Raw genomic sequence first — 12,944 nt, 5'->3', positions numbered from 1 at the left:
GGCTCAATTATTGGAAGTCTTGCATGTTCCAGTTGCCAATATCTGCAGCTGGGCCTTCTCCACCCTCTTGGCCATCTGCGCCTAGAGTGAAGATATCGATTGTACCGTTATCACCTGGGCTTAAGTATTGGTACTGGTTGCCCCAAGGGTCATTAGGAAGACGTTTGATGTAACCACCATCACGGTAGTTGCGTGGCTCTGGGTTAGATGGCTTACTAACCAATGCTTCTAGACCTTGGTCCGTTGTTGGGTAAACGCTGTTATCCAACTTGTACATATCTAAGGCATTTTCCAACGCGACAATGTCCGTAATCGCTTTTTGTTGGTCAGCCTTCTCTTTGTTACCCAATAGGTTTGGAACAACAAAACTTGCCAAAATACCTAGGATAACCACAACAACCATCACTTCTAAAAGTGTAAAACCCTGTTGTTTACTACGCTTAAACTTCATTTTTTTCTCCGAAAGTTAGATTAAAGCCATGCCGTTAGTAGACACGTCTTAATTCGAAATTATCCGCTCATCAAGTTATTCATTTCTAACATTGGCATCAAGGTCGCCATCACAATGAACAACACTAATCCAGCCATTAATGCAATCAGCGCAGGAGTAAACACACCCAGAGCAATATTGACTGTTGATTCAAAGTTTTGATCTTGGTTATCGGCTGCCCGCGTCAACATGCTCTCTAATTCACCACTTTGCTCACCACTGGCGATCATGTGTAGCATCATTGGTGGAAACAAGCGGGTTTGGTCCAACGCCTTACGCAAACTAGCGCCCTCTCGAACGTTATCCGCTGCAAGCAACACTTGCTGCTTCACATAACGATTAGACATAACATCTACCGCAACGCGCATACCCTCTAGAATTGGAATCGCACTGGAAGTACAGATCGAAAGCGTTCGTGCGAATCGTGCGGTATTCAAACCTCGAGAGATCTTACCTATTAGCGGTAAGCTCAAGATTTTTCTGTCCCAAGCTAAGCGAAAGTCTGGCTTTTGCAACGCCAGTTTGAGGCCATAGAAAAGCACCACCAGCACAACGAAAATAATCAGCCCCCAATCTTGCACAAACTCACTGGCTGCCAGTAAAAATTGCGTCGATTGAGGTAACTCTTGGCCCATCTGAATGATGGGTTCAATGATTTTAGGAACCACTGTCGCCAATAAGAACGAAACGATGACAACCGCGAATACCACCAAAACTACAGGATAAATCATGGCTTGAAGCAATTTAGATCGCATCTTTTGGCGGTTTTCGACATAGTCTGCCAAACGCTCTAATACGGTATCGAGGTGACCTGATTTTTCACCCGCCGCAACCATGGAGCGGTACAGTTCATCAAACACGTGTGGGTAATCGGCAAAACTGTCGGCAAGCGGATAACCCTCAGTTACTTTCGAGCGAACCGCAGCCAACATAGAACGAATCCTCGGCTTTTCAGCCTGCTCAGAGACCGCACGCAAACACTCTTCCAAAGGCATTCCTGATTGGACTAGCGTAGACAATTGCCGTGTGATGAGTGCCAGCTCAGATGTCGAGATGCCGCGCTTAAAGCTGACTGAACCTGAAGACTTAGCCGATTTAGCTTTCGTCTCGACCACTTCAATCGGGATCATCCCTTGCTCTTTGAGTCGCTGGCGCACTTGTCGGGCGTTGTCCCCTTCTATCGTGCCTTTTTTATGCTTGCCTTTTGCATCTAGCGCTTTGTACTCAAATGCCGCCATTAGGTTTCCTTCGTCACTCGCATCACTTCTTCAAGTGACGTAATACCACGACGTACTTTGCTTAAACCATCACTGCGAATACTTGGCGTATGGGCGCGAACGGCTCTCTCAATTTCTTGTTCACCAGACTCTCGATGAATCAACTCTTGCACTTGCTCATCAACCATAATGAGCTCGTGGATACCTGTTCGACCTCGGTAGCCTTTTTGGTTACACGCTTCACAGCCTTTTGCTCGGTGCAGTTCTAACGGTTCATGCGCTTCCATACCAAACAGTTTTTTCTGTTCCGCATCGGCTTCATACGGCTCTTTACAGCTTGGACAAAGCGTTCGAACTAAGCGCTGTGCTAACACACCCAATAACGATGAAGAAATAAGGAATGGCTCAATACCCATATCACGTAGACGCGTAATCGCACCCACTGCGGTGTTGGTGTGGAGAGTAGACATTACCAAGTGACCCGTTAAGGACGCTTGCACTGCAATTTGTGCGGTTTCTAAGTCACGGATCTCACCGACCATCACCACATCCGGGTCCTGACGCAGAATGGCACGCAAGCCACGCGCAAAAGTCATGTCGACCTTTGGGTTCACCTGAGTTTGACCGATGCCATCAATATCAAATTCGATCGGGTCTTCAACCGTTAAAATGTTGCGTTCGTTGCTATTGATCTCTTGCAAGCCAGCGTACAAGGTGGTTGATTTACCAGAACCTGTCGGGCCCGTCACCAAGATGATACCGTGAGGGCGGCCAATCAAGTGACGGAAGTTGTCATGCACTGAAGGTGTCATGCCCAAACTATGTAAATCAAGACGAGTCGCGTTTTTATCCAACAAACGCATTACCACGCGCTCACCATGTGAGGACGGCATCGTAGATACACGCACGTCCACCGCACGACCACCGATACGCAACGAAATACGGCCATCTTGAGGCACACGCTTTTCTGCGATATCTAGTTTAGCCATAACCTTCACACGAGAAACCAGCAAAGGCGCTAGCTTACGACTTGGGGTCAGAACTTCACGTAATACGCCATCGACACGGAAACGAATCGAAAGGGTTTTCTCGAACGTCTCAATATGAATATCCGACGCACCTTCTTTGATCGCTTCACCCAACATGGCGTTGATCAATTTGATGATTGGCGCATCGTCTTCCGACTCTAATAAGTCTTCATCATGCGGCAGTTCTTCAGCCAAAGAGAAGAAATCATCGCTATCAGCACCAATATCTTCCATCAACTGACGCGCTTCAGACGAGTCGCGTTGATATGCTTCAGTCAGCTTTTTATCAAAGGCTTCTTTATCGATAGGTTGCGGTACGAAGCTTTTCTTTAATACACGACGGACTTCAACCAGAGCCGCAGGGTTAAGCGGCTCGACATAGTAAAGAATAGGTGGACGCTCAGGATGCTCTGTCTCCAGCACCAGTTTAAAGCGGTTGGCAAAACTGAATGGCAGACGACGCATACTTGGCGCTGTGTCTAACATATCAACCATTAGTTGTTTTCCATTTGATCAATAAACGCTTGGATCTCTGTTGGGTGCTGACGCTCCTGGCCAAAGGCTGGCATAACCGGGATCTTCTCGTCAGCCATCAACTTCAAACCTTGATCCGCTTTGTAAAGCTGTTCTGCGCGAATAAAGTTGTATTTACGCTGCGTAATACCGTCGGCCGTCACACCATCGCGAATAATCGTCGGCTTGATGAACACCATCAAGTTACGTTTTTCTGTTTGCGTGCTAGTTGACTTGAACAGATGGCCAAGTACCGGAATGTCACCCAATAGCGGCACTTTAGACTCACTTTCAAGTGCGCGTTCATCGACCAAACCACCAAGAACCAACATCTGACCATCTTGGATCATGACAGAGGTGTTTAACTGTCGTTTAGCAAAGCGAACGTCAACCGCACCGTTTGCGCCTAATACGTTGGAAACTTCTTGTTCAATGTTTAACTGTACAGAGTCACCTTCGTTAATTTGTGGCACTACTTTGAGTTTGATACCGACTTCTTTACGGTCAACCGTTTGGAATGGGTTGTCGTTGTTTGAGCCAGCCGTAGAGCCCGTAATAACCGGAACCTCTTCACCCACAATAAATGATGCTTCACCATTATCCATTACAGTGATACTTGGAGAAGATAGAATGTTTGAGTTGGAGTCAGAAGCAACAGCACTAATTAGCGCTGTCCAGTCACCCATGACAATACTCATTGCCGCACCATTTACTCCGCTAAGTGCTGACGCTAGCGTAGAGTAGTCACCTGATTCAGTAACATCATATGGCGTTCGTTCGCCATTAGAGTTGGTATAGTATTCAGTTCGGGTTTGATCTTTTGCTTCTTCTAGCCCAACCATCACCTGACCAATCGGGGCTCCTGAGTTACCGTACTGAATTACAGCACCCGTTTCTAATGAACCCCACTGAACACCTAGGTTAATACCATCACCTTCAGACATTTCGACAATTAACGCTTCAATAAGAACCTGAGCACGACGAATATCGAGTTGAGAAATGACGTCTTGTAATGCCATCATAATATCTGGTGGCGCTGTTAAAACTAACGAGTTAGTTGCAGCGTGAGCAGCAATGACGACCTCACCACGCGATGCACCTGATGTTTTCTGACCGGCTTGTTTTTCAGCTTGCAGGTTATCGGAAACACCTTTCAATACATCCACCAAATCTTCAGCTTTCGCATTTTTCAGGTACACAACTCGGTTGTTACCTTTTGTCGCCATTTCAACATCAAGTTGACGAATCAAACGTTTCAAGCGGGCTCTTACTTTTGGATCACCAGAAATTAAAATCGCGTTAGTACGTTCATCGGCCACAATTTTAGGTTCAAGGAACTCTGGCGTGCTTTTCTGATTCGCACTTTTATTCAGTGCTTCAACAATGCGTACCATTTCAGCAGCAGATGCATTACGCAGCTCTACCAATTCAATTTCTTTATCACCGGCTTGGTCAACACGCTTGATGATCTCTGCTAAGCGATTCACTACTGCCGCACGACCTGTGATCAAGATAATATTCGCTGGATCATAATGAACCACGTTACCGGCACCGGCGTTATCAATCAGCTGACGAAGTAGAGGAGACAACTCTCGAACCGACACATTACGCACCGCGACAACTCGAGTTATAACACTATCTCCTTGCGCGCTGCCATCACCTAACACAGGGATTGCTGAGGTTTTTGAGTCTTTTGCTTTGATAACCTTAAGTACCCCATTGTCCATCTCTACGACTGCGTAACCGTATACTTCAAGGACATTAAGGAAAAAGCTGTAGTATTGCTCTTCGTTAAGAACGTCATAGCTGCGGACATCGATTTTACCGCGTACTGAAGGATCAACAATGATGGTCTTTTCGAGGTTACGACCCACTATGTTGATGAATTCTTGAATATCAGTGCCTTTAAAGCTCGCACTAAATTCGTTTGCCATTGCACCTGGTACGCAGAGTAAACTTCCTGCTAGTAGCCAAGCACTTTTGCTGAACCAATGTTTCACGTATGTCTCCCTGAACTTACGCCGGTTGCCTAAGTCTTACAATTGGATATAGATATCGTACTGTTGGCCGTCTCGCTCAACAGTTAAATTTAATTCTTGCGGATCGCTCATCACTTGCATCAGTTGTACTGAAGAAGACGGGTCACTTAAATCGATCCCGTTCAGTTGAACCGCAATATCGCCAGGTTGTAGTCCTACATCATTAAATAATGCGGCATCACGACCAGGTGATACTCGATAACCAACAATGTCTCCGTCTTTTTTGACGGGTGAAATGGTGATGTATTTAAAAACGCTTTGTGGATCTTTCGCAATTTCCTCGCGGATTTGCTCTAATTTCTCTCCAACGTCAGACGTCGCTGCTTCTGCTCGCTGAGCTTGCGCCCTAGCTACCTGCGGCGATTCAGATAGCTTCTTATATTCTATACCTTCCATCATTAAGGTCTCGTCTCGACCTTGGTTATCAATGATGACGCGATCCACCAATACCGCTTTTAGTGTCGCACGTGTCCCTTCGATTTCTTCACCCAAACCGTACGTAGCTTGCTTACCTCGGTTAGCAATAACAGCAAGGCTGGTGTTGGCATCACTACTTGCAACCGCACCGACCAGCGTAAGGTTAAGGCGCGTCTTAGGGGCGTCTTTAACAATAGGCTGTTCTACAACCGCCGCTTTTTGCTCAGTGTATTTACCGAATAGGTTGGCATTCTGAAGGGCATTAAAATCTATCGCGTCGCCTTTATTGCTCGCAGCAACGCTACTCGCCGATGGACGCCATTGCGGCACTTCCGACGATTGAGGTATGGCTAACCACACAATTTTGCCAAGTATCCATCCGGTTATCGCAATAAACAGACAGGTAAGCAACAAGCTAAGTTTGGCTTGAATGGTATAATGATTGGACTTGATCTGAGCCAGTAGCGGTCTGCTTGATAATCCTGCACTTAGCTCTAAACGTTTCACTGAATGGATTCCTTTATTCTAACGTCCGTCATTTAAGCTATAACGATAGCTATCGACTTTAAATTGCTAAATTTGCAATAAAATTATTACTCAACAAAGAGCAGTGAACTATATCACAAGTTGTCTTTCATACCTTTTTCTTATGCAGTTTTTGCCAACTCCCTTGAAAAAAATACGCCTTGACTCCATCTGTAGGTGAATAATCCATCACTCATTGCTGTATTCGGGCAGTGATTAGATAGCGTAGTGTTCTATGAGTTCCCTAAATGAAGCCGTTAGGCTAGATAAATGGCTATGGGCCGCAAGATTTTACAAAACCCGCTCCATCGCGCGTAACATGGTCGATGGCGGTAAAGTCCACTATAATGGCCAACGAAGCAAGCCGAGTAAAATCGTTGAAGTGGGCGCTGAAGTCAGACTTCGTCAAGGCAACGAAGAAAAAATCGTGATAATCGAACAAATCTCAGATCAACGCCGAGGCGCTCCCATCGCACAAACCTTATATCGCGAAACCAATGAGAGTATCGCGAAACGTGAGGAACACGCGACTCAACGTAAGCTTAATGCCCACAACCCAAGTCCGGAACGCCGCCCAGATAAAAAGCAGCGCCGAGACATCATTAAGTTCAAACACCAATAAAAGCCGGAATTACCAACGAGGAAAGCACTCCATGGCAAATAATGTTTTAAACCGCTACCTATTCGAAGATCTTTCAGTACGTGGCGAGTTGGTACAATTGGATGAAGCGTACCAACGTGTTATCTCCAGCAAGGAATATCCGGCAGCAATAGAGAAACTGCTGGGTGAGCTACTCGTTTCAACTACTCTTTTAACTGCCACTCTTAAGTTCGAAGGTTCGATCACCATCCAGCTACAAGGCGACGGTCCTGTGTCTCTTGCCGTTATCAACGGTGACCATAACCAACGTGTTCGTGGCGTAGCTCGCTGGGAAGGCGATGTTGCCGATGACGCAAATATTCACGATCTAATGGGTAAGGGCTACCTTGTGATCACCATCGAACCGAAAAACGGCGAGCGTTACCAAGGCGTCGTTGGACTAGAAGGTGACACTTTAGCAGAAGTGCTAGAAGGCTACTTTGCAAACTCAGAGCAGTTAAAAACGCGCCTATGGATCCGCACTGGTGAGCATGAGGGCAAAGCACACGCAGCAGGTATGTTGATTCAAGTGATCCCTGACGGCACTGGCTCTCCAGATGATTTCGAACATCTAGAGCAGCTCACTGATACAGTAAAAGATGAAGAATTGTTTGGTTTAGAAGCGAACGAGTTATTGTATCGACTATATAACCAAGACAAAGTACGTCTGTACGAGCCGCAACCTGTCGAGTTCCATTGTGGCTGTTCTCGTGAGCGTAGCGGTGCAGCAATCATCACCGTTGAGAAAGCTGAAATTTATGACATTTTGGCAGAAGTTGGATCAGTTTCTTTACATTGTGATTACTGTGGCACAACTTATACGTTCGACGAATCTGAAGTCACTGAACTGTATGCACAAGCTTCTACGGACAAGAAAACCCTGCATTAATTTACATAGCTTATCAAGCACGTAATTTACCCTACAAAAGGCCAGCTTAATGCTGGCCTTTTTGTGATCAACCCCTCGTAATAACTAGCCTCAAGCGTAATAAAACAACTGCTTAATTTTAAACAATTAATAATGATTTTGCCCTAGCGCAAAGGATTGCGTGCACGATAGACTATTCCCACCAATATGTGACGGGTTACCTAAAACCTTATTGAAATCATGGGCAAATTTTGAGCTATCTCCCTGTTTTCTCCCCGCCCCGTTGCTAGCATGGTGAGCAGATTAAAATTAAAACATTCTTACAAAATCCCTACAAAATCCTTATAAGGAGCACCTATGACCGTTATGGAACATACTAAGGCTGCAACACTTGATCTAACCAAGCACGGACTGCATAACGTAAAAGAGGTTATTCGCAACCCAAGCTACGAAATGTTGTTTGAGGAAGAAACGCGTGAAGACCTAACCGGTTATGAGCGCGGCGTGGTTACTGAACTAGGTGCGGTTGCCGTTGACACTGGCATCTTTACTGGTCGCTCACCAAAAGATAAATACATCGTCAAAGACGCTACGACAGAAGAACATATGTGGTGGACGTCTGATCAAGTGAAAAATGATAACAAGCCAATCACTCCTGAAGTGTGGGACGAGCTAAAAGAACTGGTCACAAACCAGCTTTCTAATAAACGCTTGTTTGTTGTTGACGGTTACTGTGGTGCAAACCCAGATACACGTTTGAGCATTCGTGTTATCACAGAAGTCGCATGGCAAGCGCACTTCGTTAAAAACATGTTTATTCGCCCGACAGAAGAAGAGTTAGCGACATTTGAACCAGACTTCGTAGTAATGAATGGCGCAAAATGCACTAATCCAAAATGGGAAGAGCAAGGCCTGAACTCAGAAAACTTCACCGTATTTAACCTAACTGAGCGCATGCAACTTATCGGTGGTACTTGGTACGGCGGTGAAATGAAGAAAGGTATGTTCGCCATGATGAACTACTTCCTTCCACTAAAAGACATCGCATCAATGCACTGTAGCGCTAACATGGGCAAAGATGGCGATGTAGCGGTATTCTTCGGTCTATCTGGTACGGGTAAAACGACCCTGTCGACTGATCCTAAACGTGCGCTAATTGGTGATGATGAGCACGGCTGGGATGATGACGGTGTCTTCAACTTCGAAGGTGGTTGTTACGCAAAAACCATCAAACTTTCGAAAGAAGCGGAGCCGGACATCTACAACGCAATTCGTCGTGATGCACTGCTAGAAAACGTAACAGTACGTGGCGATGGCTCTATCGACTTTGATGATGGTTCGAAAACAGAAAACACACGTGTTTCTTACCCTATCTACCATATCGATAATATCGTTAAGCCAGTATCAAAAGGCGGTCACGCAAATAAAGTGATCTTCCTATCAGCCGATGCATTTGGCGTACTGCCTCCAGTATCTAAATTGACACCTGAGCAAACTAAGTACCACTTCCTGTCTGGCTTTACCGCCAAACTAGCGGGAACAGAGCGCGGTATTACTGAGCCAACACCAACTTTCTCTGCTTGTTTCGGCGCGGCGTTCCTAACGCTTCACCCAACTAAATACGCAGAAGTACTGGTTAAACGCATGGAAGCAGCGGGCGCTGAGGCTTACCTAGTGAATACTGGTTGGAACGGCACTGGCAAACGTATCTCTATTCAAGATACACGCGGAATTATTGATGCCATTCTTGATGGTTCGATTGAAGATGCACCAACTAAGCACATTCCTATCTTCAATCTTGAAGTACCAACGTCACTACCAGGTGTGGATCCAAGCATTCTAGACCCTCGCGACACGTACGTTGACCCACTTCAGTGGGAAAGCAAAGCGAAAGATTTAGCAGCGCGCTTTATCAATAACTTTGATAAGTACACAGACAACGCTGAAGGTAAATCTCTGGTTGCGGCTGGTCCTCAGATTGATTAAATCGAGTAACAGCGACGTCGCGTAAACTCAGTGAAAAGTTGGCATTAACTTATCACCTTTACGTAGGCCAAGTTACAAAAATTGCTTCAAGCCCCTCTTTTGAGGGGCTTTTTATTGAATACCACAGAATATTGATACAAGCTAAAGCCTATCTAGTTTTATTTAATAACACACGTAGGTTCTAGCAAAGATGAAAACAGCGCGTCGAGTTCTACTTCTGTTACTGGTTATCTTAGTTGCCATTCCAGCCGCTACGATTGCGCTGCTAACAACATCTTACGCGGACGCAACCTGGCGCTTGCTGTCAAACACCTTTTCTCTTCCCTTCCGGGCCGGAAGCGTGCGTTATGACTTTCCCTATCACCTAACTTTACAACGCGTGAACACCAGCGGAGACGATGCGTCTTACATCGAGCAAGTCGATTTATGGATGAATCCCGATGTTTATCGCGATGGTAAATGGATCGTTGATAGTTTATTGATTGATGGTATGAGCTTGCAGTATGGCGCACCAAAGCTCCCAGCTTTAGAGAACGTATTATTCCATCAAATCGCGCTCAAAAATATTGATTACGCCGACGAGCATTTCTCTGCCAATGGCATTGATCTTCAAATTCAATCACCACAATGGAGTGATCAATTAATACCATATGGCGAAGTTCAACTTGCGGCCGACCAACTCTATTGGAATGGCGAAGCCTTTAATCAAGTTTTAGTCGATATAGACTACAAACCGCAAGACAGTACGCTTTATGGCACCTCTTTTAACTGGCGTAACAGTCAAATATCTGGGCAAGGGGAGCAGTATCCTCAAGGTTGGTCTTTAGTAAATGTGACCATCAACAAGCTGAAACTGAGTAATACGCAGCGCCAATCACTGCTTGCAAAACCTTGGCACGATCTACCATTTAACATTAATCATATTAATAGCTTAGATTTGCTTAACGCCGATATTGAATGGGGCGACTGGCACTGGCAGAACTTGGATCTTTCTGTGGAAAACGCCACACTGCCACTGTCTCTCTGGAAGACAAAAGCTCAAGTGTCATTGCAGGCGGATAGCGTTCGATTCCTGCAGCAAACCGCAATAGAGCCACGTTTGAGTGCCGCTATCGAGCCAGGAGTAATCCAGCTCAACGAGCTCAGCTTAGATTGGCAGCAAGGTCGAGTGCAAGTTTCTGGATTGTTCACGCCAACACAATGGAAGCTCAAAGAAGCCTCTATTCAAGGCCTCAAGTGGGCAACACAGCCAGAAGACAACCTAAATTGGTGGCACGCCGCCACCAGCGAGTTAGAGCATGTTGCAATCGAACGACTCGACATTGAGCGCAGCCAAATTATCCAGCTATCTCACGAACCTTATTGGCAACTTTCCGGTTTAAATATCGAAGGGCAACAGCTTGATATTAAACAGTCTGCTCAACGTTGGGGCCTTTGGCAAGGCGAATTGGAAGTCAGCGTTGTCAACGCCAGCTATGACCAAATACTCACGTCTCACGCAGCACTTGCCATGCAAAGCAAAGATGGCTTTTGGCAATTGACTCGCCTTTTTGCGCCACTCGAGCAAGGCTACGTAGAAGGCATCGGACAAATAGATTTGAGTACCCCGAGCCAACCTTGGGCGCTCAACGTCAATGCTGATGGTATTCCCTTATCGCTCTTCCACGATTATTTTTTACCCGACACACTGGCTATTGATGGTTTTTCCGATCTCAGCCTCGATCTACAAGGGTTATCAGGTGATCGCAACATGCTGGCCTACAGCTTATCGGGTGAAGTGGAAGCCAATCTCCGAGATACCCGCTTGAAGTCCCAAGCGGATCATTCGCTCAAAGCCATTACCTTAAGTCCACTGCGTTTAAGCGCGCAACGAGGGGAAGTTGCCATAACGCCGGTCACCATCTCAGGAAAAGCCATAAGTGGTAAGGTTTGGGGAACATTTGATATGGCCAACAACCCGCTAAGTGGCATTACTTATCAATTGGAAGAGTCGTGCGGAAACATTGAAGGCGATCTACTAAGTGGCGAAACCCACCGTAATGAGTGCGTGAACGCATCAAAACTGGCCGAGCCTACTGATATTGAGACTCCACAGAAAAATGAACCTTCCATCGAGCAGCCAATCGTAATTGATAACATCAATTTGGAGACTCAAGAGGAAGAGCTTTACGAAGAAGTTATCGAAGAAGATGAAGTACCCGACACGAATTCCGCAGCAGAACAAACCCTCTCACCGACAGAGCAAGAAGGTGAAACAGATAAGCGCCCAGCAGATCAGTCGGCGCTTACCCCATCAGCAACTGAGTAACTGCGAGTAGTTCGGTATCAGCATATAGGTACCGACAAAATCAACAGCTGGCGTGTCACCACTATAAATCACTACGTGAATAACGATGCGTGCTTTGCGTCCCGACTCCAATCGGTCTAGGTCACCACTGATCCCATCCAACGAAGTACTCGCCACGGGGTTTTGTTCGACTGGTTGACGATAGCGAATCGAGCTGTCGGCCAACACAATATCACCGTGCAGCCCACGCTCTTTAAGCAGCAGCCACGTCATCCCCCACCCTGTCAGGGTTGCTAAGGTAAAAGCTGATCCAGCGAACATGGTGTTATGCGGATTAAGGTTAGGATTAAGCTGCGCACAGCATTCAAACTGGTAACCCGTGTACTGGTTAATCTTGATCCCCATTTTGTCGCTAATTGGGATTTGTTGCTCCCAGCGCTGTTGAAGCTCAGTACACCATTCAGGGCGACGTAACACATTGGCCATCGGATCCAGTTGCTTCACCATTTGCTGATGGCGCACAGGGCCACGCTCATCGGTCAGCTCACCTCGACGCTCAAAGCCATTTTTTTCATAAAAGGCGATGGCATCTTCACGGGCATTACACACCAAGCGTTTCGCTCCTTCCTGGCGTGCTAACGACTCTAGTGCAACCAAAACCAGCGAACCCATCCCTTTGCTACGGCGATTATTTTTAACCGCCATATAGCGGATCTGGCCATCATTGTCCGGCGTAATGTATAAACGGCCAATCGCCATAGGACGACCTCGTCCATCAACAATCATGCGGTGATGGCTCATTTCGTCGTATTCATCGCGCTCTGAGCCGATCGGCATACGCCATGGCTCACGAAGCAGTTGCCAGCGAAACTGATAATACTTGTTTATCTGATTATCGGTTTTGGGAGTAATGAGTTTGAACATATCAATCCTT

10 protein-coding genes are annotated in these 12,944 nt (G+C 46.2%); 4 read left to right on the top strand and 6 right to left on the bottom strand.

What is annotated here, in order from left to right; genetic code table 11:
- Window positions 1-7: 7 nt before the first annotated feature.
- The 5 genes from gspG to gspC are packed head-to-tail and all read right to left on the bottom strand — an operon-like array spanning window position 8 to window position 6,211.
- The gene (gspG, locus tag NL643_RS10470) at window positions 8-451 is read right to left on the bottom strand and encodes a type II secretion system major pseudopilin GspG (protein ID WP_005379298.1); all 444 of its coding nucleotides are present in this window, start codon (window positions 449-451) and stop codon (window positions 8-10) included.
- A gap of 59 nt (window positions 452-510) precedes the next feature.
- Window positions 511-1,728, bottom strand: a complete 1,218-nt coding sequence (gene gspF / locus NL643_RS10465) for a type II secretion system inner membrane protein GspF (RefSeq protein WP_033905910.1) — start codon at window positions 1,726-1,728, stop codon at window positions 511-513.
- Window positions 1,728-3,230 carry a type II secretion system ATPase GspE gene (gspE, locus tag NL643_RS10460; RefSeq protein WP_005379296.1) on the bottom strand — a complete coding sequence of 501 codons (1,503 nt, stop codon included), beginning with the start codon at window positions 3,228-3,230 and terminating at the stop codon, window positions 1,728-1,730. The genes gspF and gspE overlap by 1 nt, the downstream gene beginning before the upstream one ends.
- Entirely contained in the window at window positions 3,230-5,248 is a 2,019-nt protein-coding gene (gene gspD / locus NL643_RS10455) for a type II secretion system secretin GspD (protein ID WP_005379295.1), read from the bottom strand. Before gspD ends, gspE begins: the two co-directional genes overlap by 1 nt.
- Window positions 5,249-5,284: 36 nt before the next feature.
- Complete coding sequence (gene gspC, locus NL643_RS10450) at window positions 5,285-6,211, bottom strand: type II secretion system protein GspC (protein ID WP_005379294.1); 927 nt, start codon at window positions 6,209-6,211, stop codon at window positions 5,285-5,287.
- A 253-nt stretch (window positions 6,212-6,464) separates the two neighbouring features.
- Between gspC and hslR the strand changes: the two genes are divergently transcribed.
- From hslR to NL643_RS10430, 4 genes are all read left to right on the top strand, one after another.
- Window positions 6,465-6,851: a ribosome-associated heat shock protein Hsp15 gene (gene hslR / locus NL643_RS10445; RefSeq protein ID WP_005379292.1), complete on the top strand. Its 387-nt coding sequence runs from the start codon at window positions 6,465-6,467 to the stop codon at window positions 6,849-6,851.
- A gap of 31 nt (window positions 6,852-6,882) precedes the next feature.
- Window positions 6,883-7,758 carry an Hsp33 family molecular chaperone HslO gene (gene hslO / locus NL643_RS10440; RefSeq protein WP_005379290.1) on the top strand — a complete coding sequence of 292 codons (876 nt, stop codon included), beginning with the start codon at window positions 6,883-6,885 and terminating at the stop codon, window positions 7,756-7,758.
- A gap of 336 nt (window positions 7,759-8,094) precedes the next feature.
- A complete protein-coding gene (pckA, locus tag NL643_RS10435; RefSeq protein WP_017820689.1) occupies window positions 8,095-9,723 on the top strand; it encodes a phosphoenolpyruvate carboxykinase (ATP) in 1,629 nt (542 codons plus the stop codon).
- A 190-nt stretch (window positions 9,724-9,913) separates the two neighbouring features.
- The gene (locus NL643_RS10430) at window positions 9,914-12,031 is read left to right on the top strand and encodes an AsmA family protein (RefSeq protein WP_171345953.1); all 2,118 of its coding nucleotides are present in this window, start codon (window positions 9,914-9,916) and stop codon (window positions 12,029-12,031) included.
- Here the strand turns inward: NL643_RS10430 and NL643_RS10425 are convergent.
- Window positions 12,017-12,934 (bottom strand): bifunctional GNAT family N-acetyltransferase/hotdog fold thioesterase, encoded by a 918-nt coding sequence (locus tag NL643_RS10425; protein WP_005379283.1) that lies wholly within the window; start codon window positions 12,932-12,934, stop codon window positions 12,017-12,019. The two genes, NL643_RS10430 and NL643_RS10425, sit on opposite strands and share 15 nt — an antisense overlap.
- Between the last annotated feature and the right edge of the window lie 10 nt (window positions 12,935-12,944).

Source organism: Vibrio sp. Y42_MX_L11 (genome assembly GCF_024181785.1).
Taxonomy (GTDB): domain Bacteria; phylum Pseudomonadota; class Gammaproteobacteria; order Enterobacterales; family Vibrionaceae; genus Vibrio; species Vibrio diabolicus.
This window is presented reverse-complemented; position numbering and strand designations above follow the sequence as displayed.

Coding starts and splice junctions, on each gene's coding strand:
- hslO (WP_005379290.1), top strand. CDS start 6,883: ATGGCAAATAATGTTTTAAACCGCTACCTATTCGAAGATCTTTCAGTA.
- NL643_RS10430 (WP_171345953.1), top strand. CDS start 9,914: ATGAAAACAGCGCGTCGAGTTCTACTTCTGTTACTGGTTATCTTAGTT.
- gspE (WP_005379296.1), bottom strand. CDS start 3,230: ATGGTTGATATGTTAGACACAGCGCCAAGTATGCGTCGTCTGCCATTC.
- NL643_RS10425 (WP_005379283.1), bottom strand. CDS start 12,934: ATGTTCAAACTCATTACTCCCAAAACCGATAATCAGATAAACAAGTAT.
- pckA (WP_017820689.1), top strand. CDS start 8,095: ATGACCGTTATGGAACATACTAAGGCTGCAACACTTGATCTAACCAAG.
- gspG (WP_005379298.1), bottom strand. CDS start 451: ATGAAGTTTAAGCGTAGTAAACAACAGGGTTTTACACTTTTAGAAGTG.
- gspF (WP_033905910.1), bottom strand. CDS start 1,728: ATGGCGGCATTTGAGTACAAAGCGCTAGATGCAAAAGGCAAGCATAAA.
- hslR (WP_005379292.1), top strand. CDS start 6,465: ATGAGTTCCCTAAATGAAGCCGTTAGGCTAGATAAATGGCTATGGGCC.